This is a genomic window from Pseudoalteromonas sp. S1727, from assembly GCF_005886375.1.
Taxonomy (GTDB): Bacteria; Pseudomonadota; Gammaproteobacteria; order Enterobacterales; family Alteromonadaceae; genus Pseudoalteromonas; species Pseudoalteromonas haloplanktis.
Genome location: NZ_PNDT01000051.1, coordinates 42,735 through 61,342, shown reverse-complemented (window position 1 = coordinate 61,342; position 18,608 = coordinate 42,735). Strand labels below are relative to the sequence as shown.

Annotated in this window: 13 protein-coding genes; 8 read left to right on the top strand and 5 right to left on the bottom strand. The window is 42.0% G+C overall.

The window, feature by feature from the left end:
* Positions 1-21: 21 nt before the first annotated feature.
* Genes CWB85_RS12995 through CWB85_RS12980 form a run of 4 tightly spaced genes read left to right on the top strand, consistent with a single transcriptional unit; the run spans position 22 to position 4,516 of the window.
* Positions 22-2,337, top strand: coding sequence for a TonB-dependent receptor (locus CWB85_RS12995; RefSeq protein WP_138555117.1), 2,316 nt, complete (start codon positions 22-24; stop codon positions 2,335-2,337).
* Between the two features lie 57 nt (positions 2,338-2,394).
* On the top strand, positions 2,395-2,682 hold the full coding sequence (locus CWB85_RS12990) for a hypothetical protein (RefSeq protein WP_016706917.1): 288 nt from the start codon (positions 2,395-2,397) through the stop codon (positions 2,680-2,682).
* Positions 2,679-4,289 (top strand): PepSY-associated TM helix domain-containing protein, encoded by a 1,611-nt coding sequence (locus CWB85_RS12985; protein ID WP_138555116.1) that lies wholly within the window; start codon positions 2,679-2,681, stop codon positions 4,287-4,289. Before CWB85_RS12990 ends, CWB85_RS12985 begins: the two co-directional genes overlap by 4 nt.
* Complete coding sequence (locus CWB85_RS12980) at positions 4,286-4,516, top strand: hypothetical protein (RefSeq protein ID WP_249314865.1); 231 nt, start codon at positions 4,286-4,288, stop codon at positions 4,514-4,516. Before CWB85_RS12985 ends, CWB85_RS12980 begins: the two co-directional genes overlap by 4 nt.
* Before the next feature lie 96 nt (positions 4,517-4,612).
* On the opposite strand, the gene CWB85_RS12975 is transcribed toward CWB85_RS12980, so the two are convergent.
* Positions 4,613-5,326 carry a lipoate--protein ligase family protein gene (locus tag CWB85_RS12975; protein WP_138555115.1) on the bottom strand — a complete coding sequence of 238 codons (714 nt, stop codon included), beginning with the start codon at positions 5,324-5,326 and terminating at the stop codon, positions 4,613-4,615.
* Between the two features lie 391 nt (positions 5,327-5,717).
* Here CWB85_RS12975 and CWB85_RS12970 point away from each other — a divergent pair, with 391 nt between their 5' ends.
* Positions 5,718-6,407, top strand: a complete 690-nt coding sequence (locus CWB85_RS12970) for a VC0807 family protein (protein ID WP_036980373.1) — start codon at positions 5,718-5,720, stop codon at positions 6,405-6,407.
* Positions 6,408-6,489: 82 nt separating this feature from the next.
* Here the strand turns inward: CWB85_RS12970 and CWB85_RS12965 are convergent, their stop codons facing one another.
* From CWB85_RS12965 to CWB85_RS12950, 4 genes are all read right to left on the bottom strand, one after another.
* Positions 6,490-8,307, bottom strand: a complete 1,818-nt coding sequence (locus CWB85_RS12965) for an Lnb N-terminal periplasmic domain-containing protein (RefSeq protein WP_138555114.1) — start codon at positions 8,305-8,307, stop codon at positions 6,490-6,492.
* A 60-nt stretch (positions 8,308-8,367) separates the two neighbouring features.
* Positions 8,368-8,850 carry a DUF3015 domain-containing protein gene (locus tag CWB85_RS12960; protein WP_016706923.1) on the bottom strand — a complete coding sequence of 161 codons (483 nt, stop codon included), beginning with the start codon at positions 8,848-8,850 and terminating at the stop codon, positions 8,368-8,370.
* 215 nt (positions 8,851-9,065) lie between these two features.
* Positions 9,066-11,786: a choice-of-anchor I family protein gene (locus tag CWB85_RS12955; RefSeq protein ID WP_138555113.1), complete on the bottom strand. Its 2,721-nt coding sequence runs from the start codon at positions 11,784-11,786 to the stop codon at positions 9,066-9,068.
* Between the two features lie 376 nt (positions 11,787-12,162).
* The gene (locus tag CWB85_RS12950) at positions 12,163-14,607 is read right to left on the bottom strand and encodes a S9 family peptidase (RefSeq protein ID WP_138555112.1); all 2,445 of its coding nucleotides are present in this window, start codon (positions 14,605-14,607) and stop codon (positions 12,163-12,165) included.
* A 167-nt stretch (positions 14,608-14,774) separates the two neighbouring features.
* On the opposite strand from CWB85_RS12950, the gene CWB85_RS12945 reads away from it, so the two are divergent.
* The 3 genes from CWB85_RS12945 (at position 14,775) to CWB85_RS12935 (ending at position 18,353) form a co-directional block, all read left to right on the top strand.
* Complete coding sequence (locus CWB85_RS12945) at positions 14,775-15,782, top strand: LacI family DNA-binding transcriptional regulator (RefSeq protein ID WP_138555111.1); 1,008 nt, start codon at positions 14,775-14,777, stop codon at positions 15,780-15,782.
* A complete protein-coding gene (locus CWB85_RS12940) occupies positions 15,779-16,999 on the top strand; it encodes a glycosyltransferase (protein ID WP_016706929.1) in 1,221 nt (406 codons plus the stop codon). Before CWB85_RS12945 ends, CWB85_RS12940 begins: the two co-directional genes overlap by 4 nt.
* A gap of 127 nt (positions 17,000-17,126) precedes the next feature.
* Positions 17,127-18,353, top strand: coding sequence for a threonine/serine exporter family protein (locus tag CWB85_RS12935; protein WP_029215994.1), 1,227 nt, complete (start codon positions 17,127-17,129; stop codon positions 18,351-18,353).
* Positions 18,354-18,608 lie beyond the last annotated feature (255 nt).

Here is an 18,608-nt window from a genome sequence, read left to right as displayed (position 1 = left end):
CAATTCGGAGTTACATCGTTCATGGCCATTCGTTCATCAAAGTTAGCATGTGCTGTAGCCTTTGCTATATCAGGCGTTACATTTAGCAATATCGTACACGCGGACGATATTTCAAAAATTGAAAAAATCATGGTGAAAGGTCAAAAAATAGACCGTACTTTACAAGACACCCCTGCTAGTGTGGCTGTAATAACGAGCCAAACCATTGAACGGGAAAATTTGAATGATTTTTATGACGTATTAGCCCGTACACCTAATGCATCAGGTACTGACGGCTCTGGTTTTAATATCCGTGGTATTGATGCTTTTGGCGTTACTGATGGTGGCTCTGGTGGACTTGCTAGTGTCTATATTGATGGTGCACCTGTGCCGTATCGAATCATGCAGCAAGGCGGATTTTCTACGTGGGATATAAGCCAAGTAGAAATACTTCGTGGCCCACAATCTACCCTACAAGGGCGTAACTCACTTGCCGGTGCTGTGGTGATGAAAACCCGTGATGCAGTGCAAGAGTATGATTTTAAAGGCCGCATTGGTATTGGCGAGTACGGCACCAAAGAAGCAGCAGTGGCCTTTGGTGGTGGCTTAATTGAAGATGAACTGGCATTTAGAGTCAGTGCCGAAAAACGCGATTTTGATGGTTATAATACCAATGTTGCTACAGGCGACGAATCGGATTTTGACAACAATGAGTTTTACCGCGCCAAATTGCGTTATACCCCATCAGCTTTACCTGAGTTTGAAGCACAATTGAGCTTTATGCACAGTGAAAACGAAAAAGGCGTTGATTGGGTAATGGTTGAAAGTGGCCATGCAGACTACCCAATCAATAATATTTACGATGATCGATATGTCTATTTAGACTCGCCAACATTTGAATCCACAGACAGTGATCTCTATATCCTCAACCTTAATTATGATATTTCTGATGAGTGGTCTTTTGCATCAATTTCAACTTATTCTGACGCAGAGTACGGTTACGAGTGGGATGGTGATGCGAGCATGCAAGCACCACAATCTATTTTAACGGATACCCGCACTGACGAGACCACCACACAAGAGCTACGTTTTACCTATGAAGGTGAAAAATTATCTGGCTTAATTGGTTTTTATTATTCTGACTTAGATGTTTTTGATAGCAGTGGCGGTGAACGCGGTATTACATTTGCTCAACTAGGCGTACGTAGTCTATTAACTGCGCCGGCAGAATACGGTGGTTTAGGTTTACCGGGTACTTTAGCTGATCAAGTTTTGCAGTTCTATACCGGCGCTGATCCGGTTTTTATCGGTCAATCTTCAGATTTTACACAAAAAGTAAAAACCAAAGCGCTGTTCGCCGATTTTACTTATGAAGTAAACGAGTCGTGGGATATATTTGCAGGCCTGCGTTATGATAAAGAAGAGCAAGCTAACGGTACGAATGCCGATATCTATATTACTGAACAAACACAAAATGCACTGCCTCAACCTGAAAGCTTTGCGGCAGATCCTATGCTTGCTCAATTAATTGCCGGTATCAATCAGCAGTTATATGCGATGGCTGATGGCGCCTCAGGGGATGAGCCCGTAGAAGATGCCAGCTTTGATGCATGGTTACCTAAACTTGGCGCGACCTATCGCGTCAACCAAGATATTTCGACTAGTTTTACGGTTCAAAAAGGCTATCGTTCAGGCGGCGTTGGCACTAATATCGCACAAGCTACCCCTTTTACCTTCGAGCCTGAATATACTTGGAACTATGAGCTAGCGCTACGCTCAGTTTGGCTTGATGATAAGCTAGTTGTTAACGCCAATATGTTCTACCTTGATTGGACCGATCAGCAAGTATCAGTGTATTTATCGGGTAATCAATATGACCGCGAAACACGTAACGTAGGTAAATCTCATGTGCAAGGTTTTGAAACCGAAATCAGTTATGAGCTATCCCCTGCAATTAATTTATACGGCGGTATTGGTTATTCTAAAACCGAATTTGACCAATTCAGCGCGACTTTTAATGGTGAAGAACAAGACTACAGCGGTTACTCATTTGCAGGTGCGCCAGAGTGGACAGCACTACTTGGGCTAGACTATGCAAGTGAGGACGGCTTTGTGGCTAATCTTAATGCCAGTTATACAGGCAGCTCACAACGCTTGGCAACAGCCCTTGAGCCTAGAAATGATGCATATTGGTTAGTTAACTCACGTATTGGCTATCAGTGGGAAAACTACGGTGTGTATGCCTTAGTAGAAAACCTGTTAGATGCAGAATATATTGCACTTGCGCCGGCAGGATTTGATAATCAAACTTTAAGTTCACCACGTACCGCAAGTGTGCGCTTTGAAGTTAATTTCTAACTAAAACTGCTGTGTGGCAACTAATTATAGTTGCCACATTCTAGGGGCAAACTAAAAATGAACATGAAACGTACATTTTCTGCGACTAAACGACGCCACTTGATGGCCTGTTTACTGGCATTAATTACTGCGGTTGTGATGATCCCAGGGATGACGACCTACTTACCATTTGCAATGGAAGAGCAAATACTCATTCCAATTATGCTATTTCCCTTTATTTGGGCGGGATTATTTATTTACGCGTACATGGCTGAAAAAGCATGGCAGCCATTTGTGGTTATGCTATTAATCATCTTAAGTCATGCTGGCTTGAGCTTTATGGCTTTATCGGGGGCGCAGGGATGAAATCTATTTCGTTAAAAAAGTTATTTTTGCTGCATAGCTGGGTTGGCATTGTCACTGCTATTTTACTTTTCATTGTATGCTTTACTGGCGCTTTGGCCGTACTTAGCCGCCCTGAACTTAAAATTTGGGCCAACCCTGAGCTGCATCAGTTAAATTCAGTGCCAAGTGAAAAGGTAACCGAGTTAATCAATCATTACCACACATTAGTACCAAAAGAGTTTGGTGAAAACATTCATGTTTACTTACCAACAGGCCATAACACACACTTACTCACTATTTTATTCGAATCTCACGATGGCGACGAAAACTATGAGGAAGAAGCGGCGTATGCCTACCAGTTTGATCCTCGTAATTTTGAATTAGTAAACGAATATTATGGTGCAGCTGGTTATTTTTACGAACACCGGAAAACTGATGCGCCCTCTTTTATTGGTCATTTTCATGCAGACTTACATTTAGGCCGACCTATTGGCCTGATACTTACGGGGTTTTTAGGCTTAACTCTATTGGTTTCAACAATCACCGGGTTATTTATCCACCGCCAACTCATTAAAGAGCTATTTACTTTTCGGCGTAAGAAAGAGCTTGATGTCGTTGTTAATGATGCACATAAAATTATGGGGATTTGGGGCAGCCTATTTCATGGCGTTATCGGATTTACGGGGGCTTTTTTAGGTTTAGCGACAATAATATTATTGCCCGCTGCGGCATTTGTCAGTTTTGGTGGCGATCAAGATAAATTGGTCGCAAAATTCACGGCAATGCCTGAGCCTATTATTACTAATGACTATCAAGCAACTGATATCAATGCGATTTTAATTGATGCACAAGCGCGCTATCCAAAAGCTAAAGTTATAGATCTAACCATTATGGCGCATAATGATGCCAATGCTGAGGTCTATTTACGTTTGATTGGTGGTGATGCGGTTGCTTCACAATTGCTGCACTATCATGGTAACGGGGAATTTAGTAAATCAATGAGTAGCTTTGGTGATATTCCAGGCCCTGCCATTAAAGTATTAGAGCTCTTGTTTCCCTTGCACTTTGGTAACTTCGCAGGCATTTTTGTCAAACTGGTCTGGGCTTTGTTAGGCTTAAGCACCGCACTATTGCCGCTATCGGGCATGATGATGTGGTTGGCAAAGCGTAGCCGTGGCAGCAACCCGACCTTATCAGAAACCGCTTACCAACGCTGGAATCGGGCGATTATAGGTAGCTGTGGCGGTTTAGTGCTCGCTACTGCTATTTTGTTTCCGGCGCAAGTGTTGTTAAACAACCTTGTACCAGTACACATGCATAACGCTTATTTTGGGCCGCTATTCTTTTATTCATGGCTGGCTTGGTGTTTATTGGCTGTGCTACCTATTAATTATCATCGCTATTTACAAGTAACGATGACCCTCACAGGACTTGCTTGTATGGCCGTGTTACCACTGAACTTAGCCCTTTCAGCAAGTCATGCATTCTCTGCCAATAACGTGCTCGTAACTGTTGTTGATATTAGTTTCTTGTTTATTGGCGGCTTATTTATTTATCTAAGCCAACGCTTAGTAACCAAGCAATTAAATGGGGTCACAGCTAAGGCCACTGGCGAGGTAATTGTATGACATTCATCTACCTAACATTAGGGTGTTTATTATTAGTCGCAAGTAGCTTGCTGCTCAGACATGCCAGCAGCGCTAGTCGCAGGCTATCTCTGCTGGTTTTTTGTGTTGCCACAGCCTGTTTTATTGCTGTATACGGCAATATAGCCGGTGTGTTTATTGCCGTACCTGCGGCACTGTTAATTGGCTTATTGACGGCATTTTTGCTCGGTAAAAAACCTCAAAATTAAATACTGATACGCCCTAAATATGATGTTTAGGGCGTAATTCCTCCCACCCACCGCTGACGTATTCTTTGCTGATAATACTGATATTAGGATACTAAGTTAGCTGTACAATTTACTTTGCGTAAATGCCAAAACCAGCTGTTGATATAAAGTCTCTACACTCGGTTTTTCGTTGATATGCGCAACCAAGCTAGTATGAGCTGACGCTTGTACACGTTCTTGCTTATCGCACAATGCATAGCATAGATTTACCGGTTTAATGATTTCTTCAAGCAATACATCAATTAAAATGAACGCTTGTGCAAGCACAATCTTGCCGCCACCTTTTTTTAAGATCACTCTTTGTGCAGTACCGACAATTTTTTTGCCATTGATGTTTATATTATAATCACCATCACAATATGAAAATGGCGTTGCATGTGCTTGACTTAACAGTCCAAATTGCCTGAAGAAACCCTGTAAAACGGCACATAAATTTTCATAGGCTTGAGTAATCGAATAAGGTATCTGTGGTGACCAGGTATATAGATGAGAGAGGTTAATAATACCTTCACATTGCGGTACTGGTGCGCCCCCAGTTTTACGCGAGTGAAGCTGCCAACCATGCGCCATTAAGCTCTTTGTGAGCAGTGCTGTTTCAGGCCATTTTTTGCCTGCAGGTAATACTAAGGTAGGCGCTTTTGATTGCCATAACAACAAACACTGATCAAGCTCACCAGCTTGCATTTGCGTTATTAGCTGAGCTTCTTTTTCAAACACAGCCGCCACAGTGGTATTACTATAACGCAGCAGCTTATTACGGCTTTTACTCATCGATAATTACTCATATAGAGGAGGAAACTAATCTTAAATGGCTTTTCTCACATATTAGGCCACTTTATAGATCACGGTTGCAATGTGGACTCGTTAACATCGTAATAATGCACTAGAAAAGCAAATGCCCTTACACACTGCTATTATAGGCCCCTCACTTTCTTACATTCACTAAAAACAGCTCACTCTACGCTAAAGTGGGAGTAAGCATACATCTATGCAATGTATAAAAAAAGCCGCTGATGTTGATGAGTTTAGGTTATTTTTAGAATCGAGCTGACTATATGGTTGGGTTCATATGTTAGCCAATCTAGATGAATACGCAAAGCCATATATCTTCGCCTGACTTGGGTATATACTTAGCTTCATGAGTACACGTAATGACAAACTAATGACAGCACCAAAAAAGAAAAGTAATTTTTTCAGTAACATCATTTTTAATATTATTTTACCCGCAGTGATCTTAAGCCGCTTTAGCACCCCCGATACATTAGGCCCCGTGTGGGCTGTAGTAGTAGCGCTTGCTTTTCCACTGTTATTTGGTTTATGGGAGCTTAAGCAATCAGGAAAAGTAAATTTCTTCTCAGTACTTGGCATTATTAGTGTACTGCTAACTGGTGGTATTAGTTTATTTGAATTAGATCCCGCTTATATAGCGATTAAAGAAGCGATGGTGCCTGCTATTATCGGGGTTATTGTGCTAGTGAGCCAATACACGCCGTACCCATTAATTCGCAAACTCCTCATTAACCCTGAACTATTAGATATTGAAAAACTCACTCAGTCACTTGAGCAACAAAACAACACCGCTGTGTTTGATGAGAAAATGCGATTAGCTGGTTTTATTGTAGCTAGTGCATTCTTTTTGTCTGCGACACTTAACTACTTTCTTGCTAAAAGCATTGTTGTCAGCATGCCGGGCACCACAGCCTATGCAGAAGAGTTAGGCCGCATGACATGGTTAAGTTACCCGGTGATTGTAGCTCCGACCATGATATTACTTGTCGGTGCTATTATTTTCACCTTCAAACAAATTGGAAAATTAACCAAACAACCAATTGATGAATTTATTTTACAGTAATTCGGCTATTAGCCTTTAGCTGTACATTTTAATAAATCGCATTACGCAATCAGCTGTTTTGCGATTTTTTTTAAAGGGCCGGTTAAAAATAATAGTAAAGCGCTAATTTAACGCCGTGATCGTCTTGTTGCCAACGACTATAATTAAACTCTGTGCGCAGCGCAAAATCTTTATCTAAGGCCCAATGCCAGTTCAGCTTTGCTTGGCTACGCTGAGCTTGCTGATTATTCGCCAACCATTGATATTGGCCACTGGCAGCAAACTTATGCGCAGGATTCAATTGCCAAATTATCCCCCCTTCAACCCCTACTGCGGGGGAAATACCGGCACTAAAATCACCGCCATTAAAGCCAACCGTGCCAAGTAAATAAGCATGCAAGGCGTTAGGATCACCAATTGATTTTCCATAACCACCTTCAACAAAGCTGCGCCCTATTCGCTTGGTGTTGCCAGCCGTTCGATCAAAACCCAGCCGTAAATTCCATGACCAAGTGTTAAACACTTGATTGTCAGGCGCTAATGACATTGCATCGATTAAATAAAGGTGCTCAAGCTGTAAATGCTCTCCTGTATAACTGGCATTAATATCAAAGAAGCTGATCTGTGCGCCAGGTATAAACCCAGCAGAGCTATCGAGTAAGTCATGATAGGCTAATCGATATGCAAGCTCTGTGGTTTGCCCGTAGTTTTTAGAGTCAGAGCCTATTAAAGCAACGCGTGCAGAGCCATGTCCTTGCTCTGGTGACACTTCAGGTTTTGTCGGTTTAGTTAACGGCGATGCAATTTTATACTGGCTGCGCTTTCTCAGCAGTTTAGTTAAACGTGGCGCAATATCATCACGGTTTAAACCTTGATCATAAAAGTTAAAGTTAAGCCACTCATAAGCCACTTCATAAATTGCGACACTGCGCTGCGCTGAAAACTGGTTGCTATCCAGCTCTTCACCTGCCATTAGTTGCTTGGCTGCTGCAAGTTCTTGCAAAGAAAGCTGTTTTGCATAATGGTGCAATTTAGTACCAAATGCAGGGCGATAAGCTGGCGTTTGGAGTAACCCTTGCTCATTTAGTAATGCAACTGTATCTGAGGGAATTGCATGAAGGTTAAACGAACTGGTTAAATCAAGATCATCGCGAGCCAGCTGTAATAACGCCAGCAACTGGTAAGAGCAATTTTCGTCCGCAAAGTAATAATCAAACGTCGCCAACTGCATTTCCCATAAATGCAACAGAATTCGCTCAACCTCAGCTTCAGAGAAGCTCAACGGGTACTCCCAGATATCTCGCGACTCAATATCACTGTATTCGCGTACTTTGCGGTAATAAGGCATTAAACTAAAGTTGCCGGGATATTTACCAATCAATCCTTTTAATGCGTATAGGGCTGCATTGTCATTGGCATCTGGCTCAGCTGCAAAGTTTACTGCAAAAGCCACCAACTCTTTGTGACGTGTTTGATCTTTGGCATCTATGCGCAGTAAGGTGTGACCAAACATTGATGAAGGGCTATTCATATAAGCAGTTGGAAAAACCAACGTCATCGCCTTGGCATTGATAAGGTTACGCCATGTATCAAGTTCAGGGCACTGAAGTGTCGCCCAGTCATTCGCAACCTGTGCTTTTAGCCATTGGTAGCGCGCTGGAAACTGGCAGATAGTCGTTTTATTTTGTTGTTTAAATGCCTCAAGGGTCGCTTTCAACTCAGCTGCGGGATCTGTTTTACCTAAAGGAGATATAAAAAATGCAGTATCGTCCACATCGCTCTCAAAACCACCGGTAAGCTGTGGACGATAATGACCCAGCTTTAACCAGTACGGTTGTGTCCAAAGAGGCTCAGCAGCAACAGGTTTAGCAAAAGTGGAAAAAAAACAAAGTAATAATAAGAGCGCAAGTAAATTTTTCATCGTCACATACAACAAAAGCCCCTATTGGGGCTTTAAATAAATTTATATTCAGCTAACTAATTAAGATAGCGTGTATGCTGAAAGTGATGCGTCACTTGCTACAACTGAGTTTAGGTTTTCTAAAACAGTTTGTGAAGTCACATTTTCTGATGTGAAAACAGTAGCAAATTGGCTTTGAGCTAATGCATTAAACGCCGCTTTATCTTGCTCTTGAACACCCCAGATCTCAGCTAGCGTAGATAACGTTTCGCCTTCACCTTGTGACATATCGCGTGCTAATTGTTCCATATTACCATCGATAAATTGGGCGATTTTTGCTGATGAGGTAACAGTGCCTGTACCATCACAACCAAGCGTACCAAATGTAATACCAAATGTTTGGTTACCAGAAGTACCGTTAGTAGTGGCGCCCAGTATTTTTACCGCTTTACCGTCTTTACCGGCAAATAACATTGAACCCAAACCACAACCAATGTCTTGATCGGCCATTGCATTTGAGAAAGGAAGAAGTGAGATAGCTGCTACTGCGATTAGTTTTTTCATTTAATAAGTCCTTATATTTTATATAGCTATTGTTTGAGATAAACAAAAGCCGCACAAGGCTAGCACAATAAAAAATTAAATAAAGAACATTTTACCCTAAACGGCAACATAATATTATAAGGCTATGTTTAACAAATATGCTTTTTATAAACATAAAAGGTTTCGGTGGATTAACACACGTGCTAATCCACCTTGAGCGATTAAGCAGTATCGAATTAATTTAATTCAATTATCGATACAGAGCCTAAAGGGTCAACCATGTAATCTTCGCTTGGTTCGCCCTCATCCGCCGTGATAATAAGCTTACCATCAGGGCTGAATGTCACCATATCTGGCAGTGAGCCAACAGATGAGATCATTTCAAGTTCATACGTTGTAGTATTAAACATCGCGACCACACCCGTGTCAGTTTTAACACCTGACTCGATTGCTGTTGCAAGCTTGCCATTGGCAACGGCCACAGAATTTACACCCGCGCCATAATAGCTGATATCAATAGTTGTCAATGCAGCAATAGCCGCAGGGTTTGCAAAGTCCACGACTTCGATACGCGGTGCACTGAGTAAACTGCCATTATTGACCACGAATAAGCGTTTTGTTTGCTCGTCATACGCGGTAATTTCTGCAGCACCTTCGCCACCTTCCAGTAATAAACGCGACGCAAAATCAAACTTACCTTCGCTGTTTTCACTGTAAACGGTAATATTACCACTGTCTTCATTGGATACTACAAGTTGAGCTTTACCATTTGGACTTTGCGCAGCAGCAATAAAGAGTACACCTTCTGGTGCATCATCATCTTGAGTTACTAGCATTTGTACAAATGAAACCGCGCTTACGTCTGTTACATCATAAACAGCCACTGCATCAGCGCGCTCTAGGGCAATAAAGGCATAACGCTTATCGCCCACCATTCCTGTGGTGATACTTTCCGGCTCAGTGCCTTTTGCATCACTACGATCGTCTGGGTAAACACCGGCTTTTTGCGCTTCTATAGCAAGCGATGAGCCACTGTCAAAAACTTGCTCACCTGTATTGCCGTTGTAAATTGAGAACGAACGAGCGCCAAAACTATATAGTTTGTTATGACTCGATGCTGGTGCATCAGAATCAACATATTGTGATACTAATAAACGACCAAGTTCATCATCAGTTTGCAGCATCGACGTATCCGTAAATACAGATCCATCAAGTACAACATCCGCAACTTTTTCGCCTTCTTCAAAATTAGTAAACCAATCTCGCACATCACCTTCATTCGCAGTTAACACATAGTGCGTGCCATCTTGCTCAAACGTAGCAATACCATCTGGCTGATACATACCAACTACATTTGCGCGAGTTTGTAGTTTAATGGTGTCGTCTTTATCGCTGGCGTCTATTTCATTACCTTGTTGACCATAATCTTTAAAACCCAACGGAAAAATATCAGTAATGGTTTTATTTACTAAATCAACTTTAGCTAAACCATTGTTCTCTTGCAGTGATACCCAAGCTGTTGATGAGTCAGCCGATACCGCCACATACTCAGGCTCAACATCCGCGGCTAGATCAGCGCCTTTACCAAAGACGCGGAATCCTTTACTTTCAAGCTCTGCTTCTTGGTTATTAAATGCAGTAAAGTTAAGTGTTGTTGCAGTTGCGACTGTAGCTGGTGTGGCAAAGTTTTTTCGTCCAGGGCTGGCGTATAGCTGCGGCGCATTGCCTTCATCCAAGTCAATAAACTCCATTCCGTCAGGGAAGCGGCCATAACTGTTAACATGGAAATCGCCATAGCTAACCTCTTGATGTACTTGTCCTTGGTATTTCAATTTTATGGTCTCGCCTTTACCTAGGCCAAAGTCTTCATTGTTATTGAGAATAGCTGTGGCTGGTGCACCATTAGGTAACGCTGCCCCCTCAAGTAAATCAGGTAATAAGACAATAAAACCGTGACCAGGGATTTCAGTACCAGCAGGAATCGTCATGCCCGCTTCATTATTGGCTTCTCGATCTAAATCGACTAACTCCCAATCACCTTCAGCAAATACAAAGGTTTCAGACGATTTATTATACAGTTCAACATAATCAAAATCGGCGTCATCACGACCTTTGGAGACAACTTCATTAATAACGATGTCAGCAGCGGTTGCGCCTTCAATCGCATCGGGTAGTTTATTTGCTGTACCTGGTGTTGCTTCTAAGGGCTCTACTTGACTATGCCATTGGCCACCATCTGGTAAGCGACCCCAGGTTGAAACGTGGCTGCCATCATTCCAGTGAGCACTGTCAACGATGTTATTATTATGAACGAGTAACGCTGTATCACCTTTGCCTAACCCAAAATCTGTATCACCCTCTTTCGCAACTAACGTAGTTGCTGGTGCATCAAATGGTACACTCGTTTGATCCGTTGCGATCAATAAAAAGCCACCAGCAGCAATGGTTGTACCTTGCGGTATTTTAATACCTGGCTCTAAATCAACTTCAAAACCTTTTAAATCATTCACAGCCCAGCTTGCATCTGCAAAGGTAAAGGCTTCATCTGAGTTATTATATAGTTCAATATAATCAAAACCACCGCCATCGGAGCGTACTTCATTAATAACAATTTGCCCGGCACTTGGTGGCTCAACAATAGGTGAAAATGTTGCTGTAATTGATTTGTGATTATCCATAGTAAGCGTTAATGTTGATGCGCTGTAGTCTGCAGCACCAATATCACCACTCCATGATACAAATTCGTATCCTTGAGCAGCTTGTGCGCTTAACATTACAATTGAATCTGGCTCATAGTCATTACGTTCAGGCGTAATAACAACATTACCAGCACTTTGCGGGGTAATTTCTAGCATCAGCTGATAGCGTGTTGGCTCTAGATCATTATTATCTAATTCATCACAGCCGCTAAGTGCACTTAATATTAACAAACTGCCCACAATTGGTTTTAATTTCATGATTTTTCCTTGGTAATCATTATATTTTTAATTGTCGGCAATACCCTATAGCCTAATCTTGACAGTTAGATGTAAAATAAATGTCACCAACATGACACTTTTTGTTGGAGAAATTCACATGATGCAACTGAAGCAATTCAATTTCATTTAGCCCGCTAGAATGGTTAAATATTTAAGTCGATTGGTATAAGTATGGTATAGATACTCGTGGACATTGCTGAGAGGACATACAAGCTGAGTTTAGCTATTAATAAGTTACGTTCATTACACCTGTTTAGTAAAGAATGATACGTGAGCTTAAAGGTGGATTCTCTTGACTTATTAAACATAAAAAACGCGGTAAAAACCGCGTTTTCTATTACTTTAATTACCTCAATCATTCGCCAGTGGCTGTGGGGTCAACTGTCGCTTCATCATTAAGGAGATACTTGTCCAGCCACTGCTCCTGCTCCCACAGTACATGCAATAAACTTTTACGGGCGCGGTAGCCATGTGCTTCGTACGGCAGCATTACTAAACGGGCTTCTTTACCAAGGCCTTTAAGTGCTGCGTACATACGCTCACTCTGCATTGGGAAGGTGCCTGAATTAGGGTCTTCCTGGCCGTGGATCATCAGCATAGGTTCGTTAATTTTCTCAGCATGGAAAAACGGTGACATATTGGCGTATACATCTTGTGCTTGCCAAAAGTCACGTTCTTCGCCTTGAAAACCAAATGGTGTAAGTGTGCGGTTATACGCGCCGCTGCGAGCAATGCCGGTTTTAAATAAATCGCTGTGGGCTAATAAATTTGCCACCATAAACGCACCATATGAATGGCCAGCTATAGCAATCTTATCTTTGTCTGCTATCCCTTTTTCCACCAACACATCGACCGCAGCTTGCGCACTTGCTACTAACTGTTTTCTAAATAGGTCATTTGGCTCTTTGCCTTCTACACCCACAATCGGCATTTTTGGGTCGTCAAATACCGCAATCCCCTTGGCAAGGTATGGCATCGGTCCCCAATAGCCTACATAGGTAAATTCATAAGGTGACTCTCGCACTTGTGATGCAACTGCTTTATCTTTGTATTCAAGCGGGTATGCCCACATTAGCACAGGTAATGGGCCCTGAGTTTTATCGTAACCTGGCGGTAGATACAGTGTGCCAGAGAGCTCAACACCGTCATCGCGTTTATAACGTACTAACTCTTTTGTGACACCTTTAAATGCCGGATAAGGATGCTCAAACGTAGTGAGCTGCGTTAAAGTGTCGTCATCTAGATCACGAATGAAAAAATTCGGCTGCTCTGTTTTTGATTCACGAATAGTAATTAACCGCTCACCTTCATCATCAAGCATAGCGCGCACACGCTCATAATACGGGGCTTGAGATTGCCATAAACGTTTGCGGGTGTTGGTTTTAATATCATACTGATCTAAAAACGGCACATTGCCTTGCTCTGATGCACCATTACCACGTAAGAAAATATAACGTCCGCCCACAACTTTAATCACACTGGCACCAAGATCATTATGTTCATATATAACATCGCCAGGATCTTTATAAGCATCATTGTAACTGCGCTCAGAAAATAACACACGGTTGCGATCAGCATTACGCGGTTGAATAACATAAGTACGTAACTGACGGTCGCTAAAGCGCCACTCGGTTAATAAAGCAACGCTTTCATTTGCCCATTCAATGCCTGCAAAACGACGTTCAACTTTAGCAAATAGTTTAGGTTCACGCTTAAATGGCGAGCGTAAGCTATATAAATAGTCATGATGAGGTACATCGGTTTTCATATCGCCGCCATCTTGAGCTTGCGCCCAAATCACTTCAGCACCTTGATCGGCACGCCATTGAAAATCGCGGCGTCCCGTGCGCACACTGTCATACCCCTGTGGTATATTGTCGGCAAGCGGCTGTTTAGCAAGCTCTACCAACGCATAACCACGCATTCCCCACACCTGCCATGTGGTTGCAAAACGGCTATAAGGCACTTGATAAGAAAAGGGTTCATCGATACTCGCCACTAAAATATTGGTCGAATCGGGTGAGATTGAAAATGATTTAAATAAAGCAGGCTGACCAATTGCAGATGCTACACCACTCATCGGGATATAGCTTAATTGCCCTTGACCATAAAACTTAAATTGTTGTTCATCAAACGGGTTACTTAATAAATTTTGATAAGTGCGTGCTGGGGCTTTTTGACCACTACTTTGTTGAATAACCGGCACTACGCTGTTGCTATCATTGGTCAATCTTGGCTTACCTAAGTTAACAGCTAGGTTAGCGACAATCGCTGTACTATCTGGCAACCACTGATAAGGAGTAGCAGTTAACACTGAATTAAGTGCCACATCGGATAGCTGACGTGCTTGTTTGGTTTGTGTATTATAAACCCATAAGTTTGCGTGTGTCGGCTGCTCAACAATAAACGCAAGGTATTCACTGTTACTTGACCATTTTGGCGAGCGGATCACCCCCTGTGGTAAATTATTAACTTCTATCACTGTGCCAGTTGCAATGTGCTTTAACTGCAAGCCACTAAATTTAGTACGAGGACGAGAGCGGGAAAAATTAGCTGGGTTTAGCTGTATGCCTGCTAATTTTAGTTCTTCTTTGGCTAAATCATCCAGTGTTTCTATTCGTTTACGATCAAATAGCGCCAACCATTGACCGTCGCCCGATAAATAGCTGCTAGGTGCGAGTTTAGCATCGACTAATGCCGCTAAGTCGCTAGAGGGGGTTTGATAGCCTTGTGCAGCAAGTGCCGAGCCTGTAACAGTAACACTCAACACGAAAGCCAATAAAAGCTTGATACCTTTCATGGTTTATCCTTCGGTTTTTATTATTAACAGCTGTATCTAAACATGTTTTGCTGCATTCATAAAGTTTTTGCGCCCGTTTAGTTAACACAGTCGATTAGGTGACTTATAAGCTCAAACTGCGTTAAACTGGCGGCTTAGTTCAAGTAATTGCTGACGCATAGATTAAAATGAAAACAAAAACCGATAAAATCACTATTTTTGACGTTGCCAGAGAAGCGAAAGTGTCTAAATCCACGGTTTCCTTAGTGCTGACGCAAAGCGATAAAGTCAGCGATAAAAGCAAAGCAAAAGTCTTACAAGCAATTGAGACTTTAGGCTATGTTTATAACCGTGATGCGGCCGCGCTGCGCAGCCGTCGCTCTAACTTAGTTGCTTTAGTGATCAACGATTTAACCAACCCTTATTCGGCTGAACTTGCTGTTGGCTTAGAGAATCATATTCACGCATTAGGCATGTTACCTATGCTGGTTAATACGGCTGAAAATGTTGAGCGCCAAACCCAAGTTGTGAAAACACTTAAGGAATATAATGTCGCTGCATTTATTATGTGCCCGGCTCCTGGCACGACCCAACAATGGGTTGACGAACTTATTGAAAGTGGCTTTGCTGTTATTCATATAATGCGTGAGATACCGTTTTGCGGCGCGCCAACAATATTGCCTGATAATAAAAAAGGCACTCACTTAGCAACTTGTCATATTTTACAACAAGGCATTACAGACATTGCATTTGTGGGCGGGACTGATGATATTTCTGATCATCACGAACGATTAAGTGGTTTTCACAGCGCCCTACAACAATTTAATTTGCCTTTGGATAAACCAATAATTACCGCCGCCACTAATCGCCAAGGCGGGCGGGATGCATTTAACACTCTATACGCACAGCACCCCAACACTAAAGCCATAATCTGTTTTAACGATGTCATCGCCTATGGTGTTATTGAGGCAATTCGTGAACAAGGCTTAACACCAGGTAAAGATATAAAAGTAGTTGGCTTTGATGACTTAGCCGACTCATGTTTAATGTCGCCATCACTGAGCAGTGTCACTATAAATGCAGATGATATTGGCAAGCGTACATGCCAAGTATTACAAGAGCTACTCAATAACAGTGTGCCTGCGGTACGTACTTTAGTAGATGTTAACTTACAAATAAGAGAGTCCAGTCAATGAAGAAAGTATTAGTAATTGGCTATGTGTGGCCTGAGCCAAATTCATCTGCTGCGGGCACACACATGATGTCGCTGTTAAACACATTTAGATCACAAGACTGGCAAGTAGAATTTGCCAGCCCAGCACAAAAAACAGAGCATATGGTGAACCTTGCTGACTATGGCATCAGTAGTGCAACAATCGCCCTTAATTGTTCAAGCTTTGATGAGTATATTACTAATTATGCACCTGACATTGTGATGTTTGATCGCTTTATGATGGAAGAGCAATTTGGTTGGCGAGTAGATAAGCACTGCCCCCACGCTTTAAAAATTCTCGATACTGAAGATTTACAGTGCCTGCGCAACGCTCGTCATGAAGCCCATAAAAGTAATCGTGAATTTAGCTACAGTGATTTACACTCGGATATCGCTAAACGTGAAATCGCCGCTATTTTACGTTGCGATTTAAGCTTAATTATTTCAAGTTTTGAAATGCAGCTACTTGCTGATGTCTTTCACGTTGATAGTCGGCTTTTACACCACTTACCCTTTATGGTCGACTTAGCCTCATTACCTAAACAAACAAAGTCGTATGATGATCGCCAGCACTTCATGACGATTGGCAATTTCCGCCATGCGCCTAATTGGGATGCCGTGCTGTACTTACAACAGATCTGGCCACTGATACGTAAACAACTACCACATGCTGAGCTACACATTTACGGCTCTTACCCGCCACCAAAAGCGACGGCACTAAATAATCCAAAAACAGGTTTTTTAATTAAAGGCTGGGCGGACGATGCCTATAAAGTGATGCAAGATGCTCGTGTTTGTTTATCGCCACTGCGTTTTGGCGCAGGCATTAAAGGAAAGTTACTAGAGGCGATGATCATGCAAACACCGAGTGTCACCACTGCAATTGGCAGTGAAGGTATGCACGGTGAATTACCTTGGCCAGGAGCGATTGAAAATGACCCACAACGCTTCGCGGACGCTGCTGTTGCACTTTATCAGGATCAACTGCAATTTTTAAATGCACAAAAAAATGCTCATGCGCTACTAAACGTACAGTATGATAAAACATGTTTAGCCACTCATTTTATCAATAAATTGGCAGCTATTGAATGTGCTTTAACACAACATCGTGAGGCTAATTTTACCGGTCAAATGCTTAAACATCACACTATGCGCAGCACCCAATATATGGCGCAATGGATTGAAGCAAAAAATAAGTAAACTAGGTTAAAAAAATACTAGACAGGCGGTGATTTGTGTTTACAATCGCCGCCACAAAGTTAGGCAAATTTAGATGTATTGTCTATATTTTTTAACTGAACAATTTAACCTCTGGTTCAATACCGATTTGAAAACCGCAACCTTTACAGAAAAACGCAAATTTATCGTTAAGCTTGGCAAAATGCTTCATAAGTATGGCACCCCAGCTTATCGACTTGAAGCCCACTTAATGGAAGTGGCGACGTACCTTGATCTTAAATCATCGTTTGTCATGTCACCTACTTCAGTCACTTTTGTGATCTGGACTGACGGCCACGAAGATGAATACACCCATGTGGCACGGGTAGATCCAGGCGATCACGATTTAGGTTCATTGGCTGATACTGATGATCTCGTCAATAAAATGCTCAATGGCGAACTCACTCTGCAAGAAGTTGATGTGCAACTAGATGCCATTTATGCGATGCCAAACCCTTATAATCGCCTTGTAACGGGTATTGCATTTGCCACATCAGGCGGTGCATTTGCGATGCTAATGGGTACGAGTTGGAATGACGTATTTTGGTCCGCGTTACTCACTCTGGTGGTGTATTTATTTGTACTGTGGTCAAGCCGCTCTAAGCGAGTTGCCCATATGCTTGAACCTTTAGTTGCCATAATTTCAGCAATTTTAGCCTGTGCTATAAGCGTACATTTAGATGTCGGGATCAATATTCGCTTAGTGGTGCTTTCTGCCATCATTGTCTTTATACCTGGGCTTGCCTTAGCACTGGGGCTTGCTGAACTTGCAGCACGGCATTTAGTATCTGGCACCGCCAGGGTAATGGATGCCTTCATGTTGCTGTTTAAGCTTTATTTTGGGGCTTTTATTGGTATTGCTATTGGTTTTGCTTTATTTGGTCAAGTTGACTTTGTGCAACCCGAACCATTACCAAAGTGGACGGCATGGCTGGCAATATTTTTACTTTGTAGCAGCTTAATTGTTATTTTTAGAACCAAACTAAAGCATGCAACTTGGTCAATTGCCTCAGGCTTTATTGCTTATGGTACCAGTATTGGCTCTGCAATGTATTTAGATTACACCTTAGGGACATTTGTTGGCGCATTTGCTGTAGGGGTTTTTAGTAATTTATTTAACCGTATTGCAAATGCCCCCGCATCCATTGTGGCCATGCAAGGTCTGATTGTGCTGGTCCCAGGGAGCAAAACCTATATAGGTTTAAACTCATTAATTGAAGGGCAAGATTTTGTCTACGCCGAGCATATCGGCCAACAAACATTTTTAATATTTATGTCATTGGTTGCAGGGTTGATCTTTGCCAACGTCGCACTCCCACCGAAAAAGAGTTTATAAACCCATTAAGAGCCTAATTCACTAGGCTCTTAATCTAAAATTAAATATTAACCCGCCGCACTTCTTTACTGTATCAATTGCTATGCTTTACCTCATTGACTGCTTATTACAAAACACCTACTTGTAGAAAGACACACCTTGGTATAGCGCGTTAATATCGACAACAACTCCAATTACCTTTCAATTTTTAATCAAATAGTTGTGAATTACAAAAATCTAAAACACAAAATTGATTAAATAAACTTAACTTATTAA